A 17,579-nucleotide genomic window follows, 5' to 3' on the forward strand; every position below is an offset into this window, starting at 1 on the left:
GATCAGTCCTGCATTTCGCGGCCCGTGAGCCGCAGGAATACATCCTCCAGATTGGCCGGGCGATGCAGATAGCGCAACCCAGAGCGACCCTTGAGTCGCGCGCTGAGCGGCTCCGGGTCGTTCACGTAGCAGAACAGCGTTTCGCCGCTGATCTCGGTGCGCTTCGCGAACGCCGACAACTCGTCGCGCAGCGCGGCCGGATCGGGCCCGTAGATTTCGATCACGTCGCAGCCGATCTCCGATTCGATCAGCGCATGCGGCGCGCCTTCGGCAATCTTGCGGCCTTCCTCGATCACGCACAGGCGGTCGCACAGGCGTTCGGCTTCTTCCATGAAATGCGTGGTGATCAGGATCGTCTTGCCGTGCGCGAGCAGCGAGCGCAGCCGCTCCCACATCAGGTGCCGCGCCTGCGGATCGAGGCCCGTCGTCGGCTCGTCGAGCACCAGCACGTCGGGGTCGTTGACGAGCGCGCGGGCGAGCGTGAGGCGGCGCTTCATGCCGCCCGACAGCTCGCCGACCTTCGCGTCGGCCTTGTTCTCGAGCTTCGCGAATTCGAGCAGCGGCTGCACGAGCGCGCGCGCAGCGTGAGCCGACATCCCGAAATAGCGGCTGAACACGAGCAGGTTTTCGCGCACGGTGAAGTCGGGGTCGAGATTGTCGAACTGCGGGACGACGCCGACACGCTGGCGCGCATGCCGCGCTCGCGATGGAACAGGTTCGCCGCACAGCGAAATGGTGCCCGCATCGGGATACGCGAGGCCGAGCAACATCTTCAGCGTAGTGGTCTTGCCGGCGCCGTTCGGCCCGAGCAGGCCGTAGCATTCGCCGGCCTGTACGTTGAAGGACAGGCCGTTGACGACGAGTTTGTCGCCATAGCGCTTTTCGACGTTGCGGAGATCGATCGGTGCGACGGACATGGGCATGTTGTCGTTGTAAGCGGGTGGTTCCGCCGCCCGATGCGTGGCCGGTTGGCGAACGGATCGGACGAATGCGGGTCACAGGGGCATGACCGAAGCGCGCGACGCCGGCACGTTATGGCCTGCTGGAATACGAACGAGCCATTCTAGTGCATCGGCTGCGTCTCTTCAGGGCAGGCCTGCACGGTGCGATGCAGGTGTGCACCGATCGTGCACCGCATCATCGCGCACGCGCCGAGCGGGGCGAATCAGCGTTTTCCATCCCTTGCGTCCTGAATTGCGGCGCACCATGATGAATGCGTAGGCTCGTTGTCGCGATAGGGAGGTTTCATGGCTAGCTACAACAAGATTTTGCTGTGTTACGACGGCTCGCTCGAAGGGCGCAAGGCATTGCGTTGCGGCGCCAATCTCGCAATGGACCTGAAGGCCGAAACGCACTTGCTGTCGGTCGTCGACATGCGTTCGAGCATTGCGCAAAGCGCGGGTTTGCTGACCGACGTTGCGTGCGGCCGCTTCGAGGAAACCGCGCGCGAAATCCTGCAGGAAGGCGTGAACTGGCTGCGCGAGCGCGGCGTGCAGGCCGAAGGCCATTTCGCGTTCGGCTATCCGATCGACGAAATCGCGAATCTCGCGTCGGAGCTGAAGGTAGACCTCGTCGTCGTCGGCCACCGGTGCCGCAGCGGGCTATCGAGATGGTGGATGGGGTCGGGCAATACGCAACTGCTCGATCGCGTGAACTGCAGCATTCTGGTTGCGTGTTCGTCGGCGGAGGAGCAGAAGGCCGAAATCGCGCGCGAGCGTGAAGCGGCCACGGCGAGCGGCAAATGATCCAATGACGCAATGATTGCCTGACCGGCGATTCGCACCGGTCAGGCGCCGCACTGCATCCGCGGCGCGGGCGTCGCGCGCGACCGGCTACGCATGCAGGTCGATCGCGGACAACTTCCACGAAAACAGCCCGAAGCGGTGGAATACTGCCGCATAGCGCGTGCCGTCGGCGCTGCGCTGGTAGGTCACGACGAATTCATCGACATTCCGGTAGCCGGCACTGGTTTGCTGCTGGTGCGGCGTGTGCGTTGCATCGTTCGCGTTGGCCGGTGCGGGAGATGCCGGTGCCGGCGATGCTGCTGCCGCGGCTGCGTTGCTGACCGGAACGGCTGCGCTCGCCGGAGCCGGATTGGCTGGCGGTGCGGCCGGTGCGCTGCCCGGTGCATTGCCTTGCGGCAGATTCGACCATTCGGGCGGACGCTCGCCCGGATTGCCGCGCGGCGGCAATCCGCTCATCAGCGCGGCCACGCCCTCCGGGGTCGCGTACGCATCGACCAGCGGGCCGATCAGTGCGGACCCGATCAGCGCACCGATCACCGCGAACGGATTCTCCTTCTTCACCGCGTCGATCCGGCGCATCAACTCTTCCGTGACCTGCTGCTTCAGGCTGATGCGCAGCGACGGAAAATCGACATATTCACTGATGGCCTGCGCATCGCGCGAATCGATCGCCGATTTCAGGCGACCGAGCGCGACGTATGGCGATGCGTATGCATAACCGATCGCCGCAATGACGGCGGCGGCCAGTACGACGATCAGCAGGGGCTTGAGCCGCCATGTGCGGCCCGAAGATCCAGTCACGTTGCCTCCGGTGCGGGAATGTTCCGCAATCAGAGACCGCCTTGCGCGGCCGATCGTTCCTCCGCGATGCAGCGATCGATCATCCGGCACACGGCATCGATCGTGCCGACCATGATCAGGCGCGACCGGCCGTGATAGACGCGCACCGGCGCGCGGCGCGCGGGTTCCGCATGATTCAGGCCGGCATTCAGCGATACCCGCGCGAAAGCGGGGAGCGCCGACGGCAGCAGGGACGCCTGCCGTTCGACTGCGACTTCTTCTTTCACAGGCGCTGCCGCGGACAGCGGTGCGCAAGGCGTGCGGCCGCGCAGATGACGCAGGCGACCGAATTGACGGAAAGGCAGCAGACGGGCAAGGCGTTCCATGATGTTCTCCTCAGCGAGACGGAATGTCAGAGTTCGCCTGATCGGATCAGCCCGACGGCGATGCCTTCCAGCGCGAATTCCGCGCTGCCGGCCTTGACGAAGATGTTTTCGTAATCCGGGTTCTCCGCGATCAGCTCGAGACCGCCCGGCCGGCGCATCAGGCGCTTGACCGTGACGTCGTCGCCGAGACGCGCGACGATGATCTGGCCGTCCTTCGCTTCCGTGCGCTTCTGCACGGCGAGGAGGTCGCCGTCAAGAATGCCGGCGTCGCGCATCGACAGGCCGCGTACCTTCAGCAGGTAGTCGGGCTTGCTGGAAAACAGTGCGGGATCGCACGCGTAATGCTGCGAGATGTGCTCCTGCGCGAGGATCGGGCTACCGGCCGCGACGCGGCCGACGAGCGGCAGCGACAGTTGCATCAGGCCGGCGTGCGGCAGCGTGAACTGGTGCGGGGCGTCGTCGATGCCGAGCAGGCGGATGCCGCGCGATGCGCCGGCGGCCAGCTCGATCACTCCCTTGCGCGCCAATGCGCGCAGGTGCTCCTCGGCTGCATTCGGCGAGCTGAAGCCCAGTTCGGCCGCGATCTCGGCACGGGTGGGCGGGAATCCGGAGCGCTCGATCGCGCGACGGATCAAGTCGAACACTTGCTGCTGACGGGCGGTGAGTTTGGTCATGGCTCAACTGTATGGATAGACAGTGAGCTGTATTTTTATACAGTACTTCGGGAATTTCAAGCGTTACTTGAGGTTCGACGCGATCGCGCCGGTTCCGGCGCGATTTCGCGACGTCCGGACGCCGGTTCATCTGCCGCAACCGTCCATCCCGTATGCGTTAGCACTTTTGAGTATTAAAAAATGAGGAACGATTATTTTTAATCATGTAAGCCGTTCGCTAGACTGGCCCGACATCGCAATACCGACAACACTGGAGAACCAAGGATGGCGAAGCGCAATACGGGGCTGGCGGGCGGAGTGGGCCGCCTGATCGCAACACTCGCGCTGGGCGCGGCGGCGGCGCTGGGCGTCGCGACACACGCCCAGGCCGATACGACCTTCCTGAACGTGTCGTACGACCCGACGCGCGAGCTGTATCAGGACTTCAACCAGGCGTTCGGCAAGGAGTGGAAGGCGAAGACGGGCGAGACGGTCAACTTCAAGCAGTCGCACGGCGGCTCGGGCGCACAGGCGCGCTCGGTGCTCGACGGCCTGCAGGCCGACGTCGTCACGCTGGCGCTCGCGTACGACATCGACGCGCTCGCGAACAAGGGGCTCGTCAACAAGGACTGGCAGAAACGCCTGCCCGACAACGCGTCGCCGTACACGTCGACGATCGTGTTCCTCGTGCGCAAGGGCAATCCGAAGGGGATCAAGGACTGGGACGACCTGACCAAGCCGGGCATCTCGATCGTCACGCCGAACCCGAAGACGTCGGGCGGCGCGCGCTGGAACTACCTGGCCGCGTGGGCGTATGCGGTGCACAAGCCGGGCGGCAACGAGCAGACGGCGAAGGAGTTCGTCACGAAGCTCTACAAGAACGCGGGCGTGCTCGATTCGGGTGCGCGCGGCGCGACCACGAGCTTCGTGCAGCGCGGGATCGGCGACGTGCTGATCGCATGGGAAAACGAGGCATTCCTGTCGGTCAAGGAATTCGGTACCGACAAGTTCGAGATCGTCGTGCCGTCGGTGAGCATCCTGGCCGAGCCGCCCGTCGCGGTGGTCGACAAGGTGGTCGACAAGAAGGGCACGCGCAAGCTGGCCGACGCGTACCTGAACTTCCTGTACAGCCCGCAGGGCCAGGAGATCGCGGCGCGCAACTACTACCGGCCGCGTTCGAAGAGCGTGCCGGCGGAACTGACGAAGCAGTTCCCGAAGCTGAAGCTGTACACGGTCGACGACACGTTCGGCGGCTGGACGAATGCGCAGAAGACGCATTTCGCGGACGGCGGCGTGTTCGACTCGATCTACAAGCCGCAGTAACGCCATAACGACAGCGGCGCGCCACGACAGCGCGCCGCATCCCCGACGGGCCGCCGGCGCAATTCATCGCGCCGGCGTTTGCGTCGGGCCCATGAGCAGCATCGACCCAGCAAGAGCATCCGATGACGACGTACACCTTTCGCAAGCCGAGCGCGCTGCCCGGTTTCGGCGTGACGCTAGGCATCACGGTGGCCTATTTGAGCCTCGTGGTGCTGATTCCGCTCGCCGCCACGTTCCTGAAAACCGCGACGCTGTCGTGGGACCAGTTCGTCACCGCCGTCGCGTCGCCGCGCGTGCTCGCGTCGTACCGGCTGACGTTCTCGGCCGCGCTCGGCGGCGCGCTGATCAACGCCGTGTTCGGCTTCCTCGTCGCGTGGGTGCTCGTGCGCTACACGTTCCCGTTCAAGCGCCTCGTCGATGCGATCGTCGACCTGCCGTTCGCGCTGCCGACGTCGGTCGCCGGCATCTCGCTTGCGGCCGTTTACGCGACCAACGGCTGGGTCGGCCAGTATCTCGCGCCGCTCGGCGTCAAGATCGCGTTCACGCCGGCCGGCGTGCTGGTCGCGCTGACCTTCATCGGGCTGCCGTTCGTCGTGCGCACCGTGCAGCCGGTGCTCGAGGATTTCGAGCGCGAGCAGGAAGAGGCCGCCGCATGCCTCGGCGCATCGCGCTGGCTGACGTTCCGCCGCGTCGTGCTGCCGGCCGTGCTGCCGGCGCTGCTGACCGGTTTCGCGCTGGCGTTCGCGCGCGCGCTCGGCGAATACGGGTCGGTGATCTTCATCGCCGGCAACGTGCCGATGAAATCCGAGATCACGTCGCTGCTCATCATCACGAAGCTCGAGCAATACGACTACGCGGGCGCGACCGCGCTCGCGGTCGTGATGCTGGTCGTGTCGTTCCTGATGCTGCTGCTGATCAACACGCTGCAATGGTATTTGCAGCGCCGGACGAGCCGCGGCTCGTCCGGCAAGGGCGCAAGCGGCCCCGCGACCGTCACCGCAACCGCAACCGCAGCAGGAGGCCAGCAATGAGCCAGGAGGCCACCGTCGTGCTGAAAACCCCGTCGTCGGCCGCGCAAGGGCGCGCCGCAAACCGGCTCGACCCCGTCAGCGAGTCGCGCGTCGTGCGCTGGCTGCTCACGGGCATCGCGCTGGCGTTCCTCGCGTTCTTCCTCGTCGTGCCGCTCGCCGCGGTGTTCGTCGAGGCGCTGAGAAAGGGCGTCGGCTTCTATCTCGAATCGCTGGCCGATCCCGACGCATGGGCGGCAATCAAGCTCACGCTGATCGTCGCCGCGATCGCCGTGCCGCTGAATCTCGTATTCGGCGTGTGCGCATCATGGGCGATCGCGAAGTTCGAATTCCGCGGCAAGGCGCTGCTGACGACGCTGATCGACCTGCCGTTCTCCGTGTCGCCGGTGATCTCGGGCCTCGTATACGTGCTGCTGTTCGGCGCGCAGGGCTGGCTCGGGCCGTGGCTGCAGGATCACGACGTGCAGATCATTTTCGCGGTGCCGGGCATCGTGCTCGCGACGATCTTCGTCACGTTCCCGTTCGTCGCGCGCGAGCTGATTCCGCTGATGCAGGCGCAGGGCACCGACGAGGAAGAAGCCGCGCGCGTGCTCGGCGCGTCGGGCTGGCAGATCTTCCGCCGCGTGACGCTGCCGAACGTGAGGTGGGGCCTGCTGTACGGCGTGATCCTGTGCAACGCGCGCGCGATGGGCGAATTCGGCGCGGTATCGGTCGTGTCGGGCCACATCCGCGGCGTGACCGACACGATGCCGCTGCACGTCGAGATCCTGTACAACGAATACAACTTCGCGGCGGCGTTCGCGGTGGCGTCGGTGCTGGCGCTGCTCGCGCTCGTCACGCTCGCGCTGAAGCTGCTCGCCGAGCGTCATCTCGCCGCCGAACTGGCCGGCGCGCGCGACGCCGTTCCCGCACATGCCGGCCCTGTCGCCGCCGTTTCGTCGAAATCGTAAAGAGGCAACCAGAATGGGTATCACCGTCCGTAACCTTCAGAAGCGCTTCGGCGATTTCACGGCGCTCGACAACGTGTCGCTCGACTTCCCTGCCGGCGAGCTGGTCGCGCTGCTCGGGCCGTCCGGCTGCGGCAAGACCACGCTGCTGCGCGTGATCGCGGGCCTCGAGCACGCGGACGCCGGCCAGGTCGTGCTGCAGGGGCTCGACGTCGCGTCGGTCGGCGCGCGCGACCGTCAGGTCGGTTTCGTGTTCCAGCACTACGCGCTGTTCCGCCACATGACGGTGTTCGAGAACGTCGCGTTCGGGCTGCGCGTGAAGCCGCGCCGCGAGCGGCCGTCGGAAGCCGCGATTCGCGACAAGGTGCACGAGCTGCTGAAGCTCGTGCAGCTCGACTGGCTCGCGCAGCGCTACCCGTCCGAGCTGTCGGGCGGCCAGCGCCAGCGCATCGCGCTGGCCCGTGCGCTCGCGGTAGAGCCGAAGGTGCTGCTGCTTGACGAACCGTTCGGCGCGCTCGACGCGAAGGTCCGCAAGGAGCTGCGCGGCTGGCTGCGCCGTCTGCACGACGACCTGCACATCTCGACGATCTTCGTCACGCACGACCAGGAGGAGGCGCTGGAGGTGGCCGATCGAATCGTCGTGCTGAACCGCGGCCACGTCGAGCAGGTCGGCAGCCCGCAGGACGTCTACGATCATCCGCGGAGCGCGTTCGTGTACGAGTTCCTCGGCGCGGCGAACCGGCTGCCGGGCACGGTCGCCGGGCGCGGCTTCGTCGCCGAGGGCGCCGCTGCACCGATCGAGGTGGACGCCGACTTCGCGGGCCCCGCGAACGCATACGTGCGGCCGCACGACCTGCAGCTTTGGCCGGCAGGAGAAGGGCACCGGGACGGCATCGCCGTGGACGTGCGCCGCGTGATCCCGCTGGGCGGCTCGGTGCGCGTCGAGCTCGAGGCGCGCGCGGGCGGTGCGCTCGAGGCGGAGCTCGATCGCGATGCGTGGCGTGCGCTCTCGCTGCAGGTCGGCGACGGCGCGACGGCCGTGCCGCGCGCGGTGCGCGTGTTTCCCGCGCGTTGAAGCGAGCATGCAGGGCAGGGGGCGGAATTCGCTCCGATTCGACTATCAAACAACGACAGCCTAAGAGGCATACCCATGAATTTTCAGCAATTGCGGTTCGTGCGCGAAGCGGTGCGCCAGAACATGAACCTGACGGAAGTCGCGAACGTGCTGTACACGTCGCAGTCGGGCGTGTCGAAACAGATCAAGGATCTCGAGGATGAGCTGGGCGTCGACATCTTCATTCGGCGCGGCAAGCGGCTGACGGGCCTCACGGAGCCGGGCAAGGCCGTGCACCAGTTGATCGAGCGGATGCTGCTCGACGCCGAGAACCTGCGCCGCGTCGCACGCCAGTTCGCGGACCAGGACAGCGGCCACCTCGTCGTCGCGACCACGCACACGCAGGCGCGCTACGCGCTGCCGAAGGTGATCCGGCAGTTCACCGACGTGTTTCCGAAGGTGCATCTCGCGTTGCGTCAGGGCAGCCCGCAGCAGATCGCGCAGATGATCCTGAACGGCGAGGCCGATCTCGGCATCTCGACCGAGGCGCTCGACCGCTATCCGGACATCGTCACGTTCCCGTGCTATTCGTGGCACCACACGGTCGTCGTGCCGAAGGGCCATCCGCTCGTCGGCCGCGAGAACCTGACGCTCGACGAAATCGCCGAGTACCCGATCATCACGTACGACCAGGATTTCACGGGCCGCTCGCACATCGACCAGGCGTTCGCGCAGGCGGGCGCCGTGCCCGACGTCGTGCTGACCGCGATCGACGCGGACGTGATCAAGACCTATGTCGAGCTCGGGATGGGGATCGGCGTCGTCGCGGCGATGGCTTACGATCCGCAGCGCGACACGGGCCTCGTCGCGCTCGATACGCAGCACCTGTTCGAGGCGAGCACGACGCGGGTCGGGCTGCGCAAGGGCGCGTTCCTGCGCGCGTATGCGTACCGGCTGATCGAGATGTTCGCGCCGCACCTGAACGAAGCGGAAATCGCGGGGATGTTGCGCGAAGCCGTCTGACGGCAGCGCTTCGCGCGCCGTTCGGGCGGTTGCGCCGGGCGGCGCGGCATGCGCTCGCCGGAGGCGATGCGCAGCGCAGCGGCGGATGTGCCGTCGCCGTGTGGTCGTCGCTTGCCGTCGCCGTGAAGCGGCTGCACGGCATCGACAAGTCGGGTGGTGGATGCTGCTGCACTTCGTGCCGAGCGTCGGCGCGATCGCGTTGTTCGTGATGAACGGTTTCGTTGCCGGACGCCGCATGTGAACCGCTTCGGCGAGCCGCCGTCGGCCGATGAAGACGAGCCGGTGCCGCAGGACCCTGCGTGACGCGCGGCGGCCTGCGCAAGTGTGGTTTTTGCGCGTCGCGACGCACGATCGCGCACTCCGAAAAAACCCTTAAATATTGATCAGACAGGTTGCGCGCCGAAGCGAATCGGTACAGCATAGCTTTCACTCCGCCGGCTTCCAGCCGGCGGCGGCGCGTAAACAACAGCACGCGCCAGGCAGTCGGCCGTCTGCCTCGCTTCCATTCCGTGGTACCGACAGCAGCATCGATGGCCATTGCCCGGGTAGTGTGGCGCAAACGTTTGCTTACATTAAAACAACAGTCCGGCCCTTCGGGCCAGTCGCCAGGAGATGTGTATGAATGTCCGCTTTCGCCGTCGCTTCCTGACCGTCGCGCTCGCCGCCGTCGCGGTCGCCGCCGCACCGGCCGTCCACGCGCAATCTGCGGCCAAGCCGAAGGTCGCGCTCGTGATGAAGTCGCTCGCCAACGAGTTCTTCCTGACCATGGAAACCGGCGCGAAGGAATACCAGAAACACAACGCGAATCAGTTCGACCTGATCACCAATGGCATCAAGGACGAGACCGACACCGCGAACCAGATCCGCATCGTCGAGCAGATGATCGTGTCGAAGGTCGACGCGATCGTGCTCGCGCCGGCCGATTCGAAGGCGCTCGTGCCGGTCGTGAAGAAGGCCGTCGACGCGGGGGTCATCGTCGTGAACATCGATAACCGGCTCGATCCTGACGTGCTGAAGTCGAAGAACCTGAACGTGCCGTTCGTCGGCCCCGACAACCGCAAGGGCGCGCGCAAGATCGGCGACTACCTCGCGAAGAAGCTGAAGGCGGGCGACCAGGTCGGCATCCTCGAAGGCGTGTCGACGACGACCAATGCGCAGCAGCGCACGGCCGGCTTCGAGGACGCGATGAAGGCGGGCGGGATGAAGGTCGTATCGGTGCAGTCCGGCGAATGGGAGATCGACAAGGGCAATGCGGTGGCTGCCGCGATGCTCAACGAATACCCGAACCTGAAGGCGCTGCTGTGCGGCAACGACAACATGGCGATCGGCGCCGTGTCGGCCGTGCGCGCAGCCGGCAAGCAGGGCAAGGTGGCCGTGGTCGGCTACGACAACATCAACGCGATCAAGCCGATGCTGAAGGACGGCCGCGTGCTCGCGACCGCCGATCAGTACGCGGCGAAGCAGGCCGTGTTCGGCATCGACACGGCGCTCAAGGCGATCGCGGAGCATCGCAAGCAGGCCGACATGTCCGGCGTGGTCGAGACGCCGGTGGATCTCGTGACGAAGTGACGCCGCGCCGGTGCGGCCGCCGCCCTCAAGAATCGGGCGCGGCGGCCGTTATCCGGTGTGAGCGCGATCACGGCCACTGCATGCACATGCACTAGTGAGCGTCACACCCGCGCGCCGCGTGCGCGCGGCCGCAACCAGGATCGCGATGGAACCGACCTTCCAACCCTCCCGTTCAGCCGCCCCGGTGCTGTCCGTATCCGGTATCGGCAAGACCTATACCGAACCCGTGCTCGCCGACGTCACGCTGACGCTCGCGGCGGGCCAGGCGCTCGCGTTGACGGGCGAGAACGGCGCCGGCAAGAGCACGCTGTCCAAGATCATCGGCGGGCTCGTCGAACCGACCGCCGGCACGATGCAGCTCGGCGGCCAAGCGTATGCGCCCGCGAGCCGCACGCAGGCCGAGGCGCTCGGCGTGCGCATGGTGATGCAGGAGCTGAACCTGCTGCCGACGCTGACGGTCGCCGAAAACCTGTTCCTGAACCGCCTGCCGCGGCGCTTCGGGATCATCGACCGCGCGCGGCTGCGCGACGACGCGCGCGCTGCGATGGCGCAGGTCGGGCTCGACACGGTCGATCCCGATACGCCCGTCGGCGCGCTCGGCATCGGCCATCAACAGATGGTCGAAATCGCGCGCAACCTGATCGGCGACTGCCGCGTGCTGATACTCGACGAACCGACCGCAATGCTGACCGCACGCGAAGTCGCGCTGCTGTTCGAGCAGATCGACCGGCTGAAGGCGCGCGGTGTCGCGATCGTCTACATCTCGCACCGGCTCGAGGAACTCGCGCGCGTCGCCGAGTGCGTCGCGGTGCTGCGCGACGGCCGGCTCGTGCATGCGGGCGACATGGCGGCGACGACGTCCGACCGGCTCGTCACGCTGATGGTCGGGCGCGAGGTCGGCGAGCACATCGATCTCGGCGAACGCCATATCGGCGCGCCGCGGCTTGTCGTGTCGGGCCTCACACGTGGGTCGGCCGTGCGGGACGTGTCGCTCGAGGTGCGCGCGGGCGAGATCTTCGGCATTTCGGGGCTGATCGGCGCGGGGCGCACTGAATTGCTGCGGCTGATCTACGGCGCCGATACGCCCGATGCCGGGATGATCGCGGTCGGCCAGCCGCTGAAACCGGCGCGGATCGGGTCGCCCGTCGATGCGGTGAAGCATGGCATCGCGCTGATTACCGAGGATCGCAAGGGTGAAGGGCTGCTGCTGTCGCAGTCGGTCACCGCGAACGTGTCGCTCGGCCAGCTCGACCGGCTCGCGCGCGGCGGCATCGTCGACACCGCGCGCGAAACGGCGCTCGCCGAGCGGCAGATCGACGCGCTGCGGATCCGCACGCACGGTGCGGCGCAGGCGGTCGGCGAGCTGTCGGGAGGCAACCAGCAGAAGGTTGTGATCGGCCGCTGGCTCGCGCGCGACATGGGCGTGCTGCTGTTCGACGAGCCGACGCGCGGGATCGACGTCGGCGCCAAATTCGAGATCTACACTTTGATGGGCGCGCTCGCGCGCGAAGGCCGCGCGCTCGTTGTCGTGTCGAGCGACCTGCGCGAGCTGATGCTGATCTGCGACCGGATCGGCGTGATGTCGGCCGGGCGCATGACCGCCGTGTTCGAGCGCGGCAACTGGACCCAGGATGCGCTGCTGGCCGCGGCGTTCGCCGGCTTCGGCCGCGAGACGCCGCCGGGCGGCGCGCAGCATCCGGACGCGGGGCCGGCGCAGGGCGCCGCTCCCGGCACTTCGACGACAGGACGACCGCAATGACCCAGCCTCCCGTATCCCCGACCGATGCAGGCGCGCAGCAGGACGTGACGGGGCGCCGCGCGCGCACGCTGTCCGGCACGCGGCTCGGCCTGTCGAACTATCTCGGGCTCGCCGGCGCGCTGGCCGCGATGATCGCGCTGTTTTCGGCGCTGAGTTCGCATTTCCTGACCTACGACACGTTCAGCACGATCGCGAACCAGATTCCCGATCTCGTCGTGATGTCGGTCGGGATGACCTTCGTGCTGATCATCGCCGGGATCGACCTGTCGGTCGGTTCGGTGCTTGCGCTCGCCGCGTCGATGGTCAGCGTCGCCGCGCTGAAATGGCAGTGGGGGCCGCTGCCGGCCGCGCTGATCGGGATCGCGGTCGCAACCGTCACGGGCGCGCTGACGGGCGCGGTCACGGTCGGCTGGCGGATCCCGTCGTTCATCGTGTCGCTCGGCGTGCTGGAGGCCGCGCGCGGCCTCGCCTATCAGCTGACGAATTCGCGCACGGCCTATATCGGCGACGCGTTCGATTTCCTGTCGAACCCGATCGCGCTCGGCATCTCGCCGGCATTCCTGATCGCGGTCGCGGTGATGATCGCAGCCCAGTTCGTGCTCACGCGCACCGTGTTCGGACGCTATCTCGTCGGGATCGGCACGAACGAGGAAGCCGTCCGACTTGCCGGGGTTAACCCGCGGCCGTATAAAATCCTCGTATTCGCATTGATGGGTGCGCTCGCGGGGCTCGCATCGCTGTTCCAGATTTCGCGGCTCGAGGCGGCCGATCCGAACGCGGGCGTGGGCCTCGAACTGCAGGTGATCGCGGCTGTCGTGATCGGCGGCACGAGCCTGATGGGCGGGCGCGGCTCGGTGATCAGCACGTTCTTCGGCGTGTTGATCATCTCCGTGCTGGCCGCGGGGCTGGCGCAGATCGGCGCGAACGAGCCGACGAAACGGATCATCACCGGCGCGGTGATCGTGGTGGCGGTCGTGCTCGATACGTATCGCAGCCGGCGCGCACGCGCGCGGTAGAAAGACAGACAGAACAGACCAGAGAGAAACGGGAAATGGCGACGATCAAGGATGTGGCGGCCATGGCGGGCGTGTCGTTTACGACCGTCTCGCACGTGGTGAACAATTCGCGGCCGGTGTCAGCGGATGTGCGTGCGAAGGTCGAGGGCGCAATCCGCGAGCTGAACTACGTGCCATCGGCCGTGGCGCGCTCGCTGAAGGCGCGGGCGACGGCGACCATCGGCCTCGTCGTGCCGAACAGCACGAATCCGTACTTCGCGGAGCTTGCGCGCGGCATCGAGGATCAGTGCGCGGCCAACGGCTATTGCGTGTTCTTCTGCAACTCGGACGACGATCCCGTGAAGCAGCGCAACTACCTGCGCGTGCTGCAGGAAAAGCGCATCGACGGGCTGATCGTCGCATCGGCAGGCGAGGATGCGGTGCTGGCGCAGACGCTCGCGGACACGCATGCGCCGCTCGTCGTCGTCGACCGCAACATCGAGGGGCTCGCGGCCGATCTCGTGCAGATCGACCATGAACGCGGCGCGTACCTGGCGACGCGCCACCTGCTCGAACTCGGGCACGCGAAGATCGGCTGCATCACCGGGCCGACCGACACGGCCGTCAGCGCGATGCGCGTGCACGGCTTCATCCGCGCGATGGCCGAGCGCGGGGTCGACATCGTGCCGGGCGCGATCGCGGAAAGCGACTTTTCGTGCCTCGGCGGTTATCACGCGGCGTCGCGGCTGTTCGAATCGGTGCGGCCGAGCGCGATCTTCGCGGGCAACGACCTGATGGGCGTCGGCGCGCTGCGCGCGGCCGCCGAGCGCGGAATGCGCGTACCCGACGACTGCTCGATCATCGGTTTCGACGACATCGAATTTTCCCGCTACACGTATCCTGCGCTGTCGACGGTCGGCCAGTCGGTGCGCGCGCTCGGCGAAATGGCCGCGCAGACGCTGATCGAGCGGATCGGCGGCGGCTCGACGGCCGTGCCGAGCCGCCGTCGCGTCGTGTCGCCGCGCCTCGTGCTGCGCGAATCGACGGCGATCTACCGCGAACCGGCCGCATCGGGCGGTCGCGCATGACGGCGCTCGCTGCGGGCGCCGGCCGCGTGACGGTGGTCGGCAGCCTGAACATGGATCTCGTCGTGCGTGCGCCGCGGTTGCCGCTGCCGGGCGAAACGCTCGCCGGGCACGCGTTCGCGCAGGCGGCGGGCGGCAAGGGCGGCAACCAGGCCGTTGCCGCCGCCCGGCTCGGCGCGCAGGTCGCGATGATCGGCTGCGTCGGCGCGGACGCGCACGGCGCGGCACTGCGCGCGGGCCTCGAAGCCGAGGGCATCGACTGCACGGGGCTTGCGACGAGCGCGTCGGCGTCGACCGGCGTCGCGCTGATCGTCGTCGACGATGCGAGCCAGAACGCGATCGTGATCGTCGCGGGCGGCAACGGCGAGGTCACGACCGATACGATCGCACGGCACGAAGCCGCGCTGGCGTCGGCCGACGTGCTGATCTGCCAGCTCGAGACGCCGCCCGATGCCGTGTTCGCGGCACTGTCGGCCGGGCAGCGGCTCGGCCGCACGGTGGTGCTCAATCCGGCCCCGGCCGTCGCGCCGCTGCCGGCCGGCTGGCTGCCGCTCGTCGATTACCTGATCCCGAACGAAGTCGAGGCGGCCGCGCTGACCGCGCTGCCGGTACGCGATCCGGCCGAGGCGGAAGCCGCCGCGCGTTCGCTGCAGGCCGGCGGCGCGCGCAACGTGCTGGTCACGCTCGGTGCGCGCGGTGTGCTCGCGCTGACGGCCGACGGCATCGCGCGGCACTATCCGGCGCCGACCGTGCAGGCCGTCGACACGACGGCGGCCGGCGATACCTTCATCGGCGGTTTTTCCGCGCGGATCGCAGCCGGCGCGGACGTCGACGCGGCCATCCGCTTCGCGCAACGCGCGGCGGCGCTGTCGGTCACGCGAGCGGGCGCGCAGCCGTCGATTCCGACACTCGCGGAACTGGCCGAATAGGGCTGGATCCCTGATGCCGCATCACGGCCGGCCGTCGCACGAGACGGCCGGCCGTGTCTGCTGCCCCGGCCGGCATCGCGCGAGCCCTCTCCCATCCTGTTTGTCGCCACCCGGATCTCGCACCAATTATTCAGAAGGATGAAATAAACAGACAAATAATTCGAAAAAATACCGTGGAAACCATCAAGTTGTGCAGCGTACGGTCGTAAATGCACCGAGTGAAGCAATGCTTCGAGCCAACGGGCCCGGCCCGTTCATGACGACGCAACACAGGAAGGATGATGGTCTTCAGGAACCTGACGATTCGTACGCGCATCGGTTTGACGATGGCGTTTCTGGCGGTGCTGCTGGGCGTAACCGGCGTGCTCGGGCTGTACGGGATGACGCGTGCGAACGACTCGACGCGCGATATTTTCACGAACCAGATGCCGAGTGCGGTCGACGTGGCGGTCGCGGAAATGTTTGCCGCGCGCGAGCGCCTCGCGCTCGACCGCGCGGCGCTGCTGTCCGGCACGCCCGACTCGGCGGCGGCCATCGAGCGCAGCCGCGCGATGCGCACGCAGTCCGACGCGTGGTGGCAGAAATACCTCGCGCTGCCGCGCGACGCGGAGGAGGATCGCCTGGCGCAGGATGTCGCCGCGAAGCGGCTGGCGCTGCAACGCAGTTGCGACGCGTTCGCGAGCATCGTCGGGGCCGACCAGCGCGATCGCATCGGCGACGGCGCGAAGGAGCTCCAGGCGCGCTACAACGACCTCTCGGTGGCGAGCGAGGCACTGCGCAACTTCCAGTTCACCGCTGCAAAGGAGGGCTTCGATCATGCGCAATCGGTGTACGACACGCTGCGCGTGCTGTCGATCGCCGCGCTCGCGGCCGGCATCGGCGCCGCGCTGTTGTCGTGGCTGACGCTGAGCCGCGCGATCGGCCGCCCGATCGCGGACGCGCTCGCGCATTTCGACGCGATTTCCGCAGGTGACCTGCGCCGGCCGATCGTCGTGCACCGGCGCGACGAGATGGGCCAGCTTCTCGACGGCCTCGCGAAGATGCAGCGCGGGCTCGTCGACACGGTTCGCACCGTGCGCGGCGGCAGCGAGTCGATCGCGACCGCGGCCCGCCAGATCGCGGCCGGCAACATCGACCTGTCGTCGCGCACCGAGGAACAGGCCGCTGCGCTGCAGGAAACCGCATCGAGCATGGAACAGCTGACCGGCACCGTGAAACAGAACGCGGACAATGCACGCCAGGCAAGCGCACTGGCCGCGAATGCGTCGGAGATTGCAAACAAGGGCAATACGGTGGTCGGCCAGGTGGTCGGCACGATGGGCGAGATCAACGACAGCTCGGCCAAGATCGCGGACATCATCGCGATCATCGAGGGAATCGCGTTCCAGACCAACATTCTTGCGCTGAATGCGGCCGTCGAAGCCGCACGCGCGGGCGAGGAAGGGCGCGGCTTTGCGGTCGTCGCGGGCGAGGTGCGCAGCCTCGCCCAGCGTTCGTCGACCGCGGCCAAGGAGATCAAGGCGCTGATCGACGCGTCGGTGGAGCGCATCCGGTCGGGTTCCACGCTGGTCGACGAAGCGGGGCGCACGATGAGCGACGTGATCAGTGCGGTGCAGCGCGTGACGGACATCATGGGTGAAATTGCCGCGGCGTCCGAGGAGCAGAGCGGCGGGATCGACCAGGTGGCGCGCGCCGTTGCGCAGATGGACGAGGTCACGCAGCAGAATGCGGCGCTCGTCGAGGAAGCCGCGGCCGCCGCGCAGTCGCTCGACGAACAGGCCGCGCGCCTGCGTGAAACGGCGTCGGTGTTCCAGCTCGACGACGAAGCGGCACGCCCGGGCGCCGTCGCGCCGGTCGCAGTGCGTCACGCATCGCGTGCCCCCGCGGCGGCCGTTGCCGCGCCGGCACCGGCACAACAGGCTGCTGCGCGCGACGATCGCGATGCACCGCCGAAGCGCATGGCTGCGGCGATGCCGGCGCGCAAGCCCGTGGCTGCATCCGCAGCGCCCGCAGCGGCGCCGGTCGCTGCCGCCGCCGGCGGTGACGACTGGGAGACCTTCTGATTCGCGCATGCCGCGCATCTATCCCCATTTGGTGACGAACGACGCCCGCGACATGCGGGCGTCGTCGTTTCGGCGTCGGACAAAATGTGACAGCGCGCGTGAACGGTCACGCATCGTCGCATGCATCGCGCGACCAGCACCGACGGATGCGCGCAACACGCGCAACGGTGCGCGTCGTGTTCCCGCATCCGTCGTACGGGTATCTCCGTAAGGGGCACGGCAAAAAAATTGTAACGGTGC

The 17,579-nt window shown here is 67.4% G+C and carries 16 protein-coding genes; 12 read left to right on the top strand and 4 right to left on the bottom strand.

Annotation, left to right across the window (positions count from 1 at the left end; all coding sequences use genetic code 11):
- Window positions 1-2: 2 nt before the first annotated feature.
- Window positions 3-917, bottom strand: a complete 915-nt coding sequence (gene nodI / locus FPJ27_RS27010) for a nodulation factor ABC transporter ATP-binding protein NodI (RefSeq protein ID WP_204426296.1) — start codon at window positions 915-917, stop codon at window positions 3-5.
- Window positions 918-1,247: 330 nt separating this feature from the next.
- Between nodI and FPJ27_RS27015 the strand changes: the two genes are divergently transcribed.
- The gene (locus FPJ27_RS27015; protein ID WP_034184109.1) at window positions 1,248-1,745 is read left to right on the top strand and encodes a universal stress protein; all 498 of its coding nucleotides are present in this window, start codon (window positions 1,248-1,250) and stop codon (window positions 1,743-1,745) included.
- 87 nt (window positions 1,746-1,832) lie between these two features.
- Here FPJ27_RS27015 and FPJ27_RS27020 read toward each other — a convergent pair whose 3' ends face one another.
- The 3 genes from FPJ27_RS27020 to lexA are packed head-to-tail and all read right to left on the bottom strand — an operon-like array spanning window position 1,833 to window position 3,585.
- Window positions 1,833-2,546, bottom strand: coding sequence for a DUF2939 domain-containing protein (locus FPJ27_RS27020; RefSeq protein ID WP_204426297.1), 714 nt, complete (start codon window positions 2,544-2,546; stop codon window positions 1,833-1,835).
- Between the two features lie 29 nt (window positions 2,547-2,575).
- Window positions 2,576-2,911 carry a hypothetical protein gene (locus FPJ27_RS27025; RefSeq protein WP_034184111.1) on the bottom strand — a complete coding sequence of 112 codons (336 nt, stop codon included), beginning with the start codon at window positions 2,909-2,911 and terminating at the stop codon, window positions 2,576-2,578.
- Between the two features lie 26 nt (window positions 2,912-2,937).
- Window positions 2,938-3,585 carry a transcriptional repressor LexA gene (gene lexA / locus FPJ27_RS27030; RefSeq protein ID WP_009689103.1) on the bottom strand — a complete coding sequence of 216 codons (648 nt, stop codon included), beginning with the start codon at window positions 3,583-3,585 and terminating at the stop codon, window positions 2,938-2,940.
- A 264-nt stretch (window positions 3,586-3,849) separates the two neighbouring features.
- Between lexA and FPJ27_RS27035 the strand changes: the two genes are divergently transcribed.
- From FPJ27_RS27035 to FPJ27_RS27085, 11 genes are all read left to right on the top strand, one after another.
- Complete coding sequence (locus tag FPJ27_RS27035; protein WP_204426298.1) at window positions 3,850-4,887, top strand: sulfate ABC transporter substrate-binding protein; 1,038 nt, start codon at window positions 3,850-3,852, stop codon at window positions 4,885-4,887.
- A gap of 122 nt (window positions 4,888-5,009) precedes the next feature.
- Window positions 5,010-5,918, top strand: a complete 909-nt coding sequence (cysT, locus tag FPJ27_RS27040) for a sulfate ABC transporter permease subunit CysT (RefSeq protein WP_204426299.1) — start codon at window positions 5,010-5,012, stop codon at window positions 5,916-5,918.
- Window positions 5,915-6,865: a sulfate ABC transporter permease subunit CysW gene (cysW, locus tag FPJ27_RS27045; RefSeq protein WP_204426300.1), complete on the top strand. Its 951-nt coding sequence runs from the start codon at window positions 5,915-5,917 to the stop codon at window positions 6,863-6,865. The genes cysT and cysW overlap by 4 nt, the downstream gene beginning before the upstream one ends.
- A 13-nt stretch (window positions 6,866-6,878) precedes the next feature.
- Window positions 6,879-7,937, top strand: coding sequence for a sulfate ABC transporter ATP-binding protein (locus tag FPJ27_RS27050; protein WP_204426301.1), 1,059 nt, complete (start codon window positions 6,879-6,881; stop codon window positions 7,935-7,937).
- 75 nt (window positions 7,938-8,012) lie between these two features.
- On the top strand, window positions 8,013-8,939 hold the full coding sequence (locus tag FPJ27_RS27055) for a CysB family HTH-type transcriptional regulator (protein ID WP_034184116.1): 927 nt from the start codon (window positions 8,013-8,015) through the stop codon (window positions 8,937-8,939).
- A 618-nt stretch (window positions 8,940-9,557) separates the two neighbouring features.
- The gene (locus tag FPJ27_RS27060; RefSeq protein WP_072441500.1) at window positions 9,558-10,508 is read left to right on the top strand and encodes a sugar ABC transporter substrate-binding protein; all 951 of its coding nucleotides are present in this window, start codon (window positions 9,558-9,560) and stop codon (window positions 10,506-10,508) included.
- A 145-nt stretch (window positions 10,509-10,653) separates the two neighbouring features.
- A complete protein-coding gene (locus tag FPJ27_RS27065; protein ID WP_204426302.1) occupies window positions 10,654-12,267 on the top strand; it encodes a sugar ABC transporter ATP-binding protein in 1,614 nt (537 codons plus the stop codon).
- Complete coding sequence (locus FPJ27_RS27070) at window positions 12,264-13,283, top strand: ABC transporter permease (protein WP_034184119.1); 1,020 nt, start codon at window positions 12,264-12,266, stop codon at window positions 13,281-13,283. Before FPJ27_RS27065 ends, FPJ27_RS27070 begins: the two co-directional genes overlap by 4 nt.
- Before the next feature lie 35 nt (window positions 13,284-13,318).
- Entirely contained in the window at window positions 13,319-14,350 is a 1,032-nt protein-coding gene (locus FPJ27_RS27075; protein ID WP_072441495.1) for a LacI family DNA-binding transcriptional regulator, read from the top strand.
- Window positions 14,347-15,276: a ribokinase gene (rbsK, locus tag FPJ27_RS27080; RefSeq protein ID WP_204426303.1), complete on the top strand. Its 930-nt coding sequence runs from the start codon at window positions 14,347-14,349 to the stop codon at window positions 15,274-15,276. The genes FPJ27_RS27075 and rbsK overlap by 4 nt, the downstream gene beginning before the upstream one ends.
- A gap of 281 nt (window positions 15,277-15,557) precedes the next feature.
- Entirely contained in the window at window positions 15,558-17,339 is a 1,782-nt protein-coding gene (locus tag FPJ27_RS27085; protein WP_204426355.1) for a methyl-accepting chemotaxis protein, read from the top strand.
- Window positions 17,340-17,579 lie beyond the last annotated feature (240 nt).

The organism is Burkholderia sp. MS455 (genome assembly GCF_016899445.1).
Classification (GTDB): domain Bacteria; phylum Pseudomonadota; class Gammaproteobacteria; order Burkholderiales; family Burkholderiaceae; genus Burkholderia; species Burkholderia pyrrocinia_C.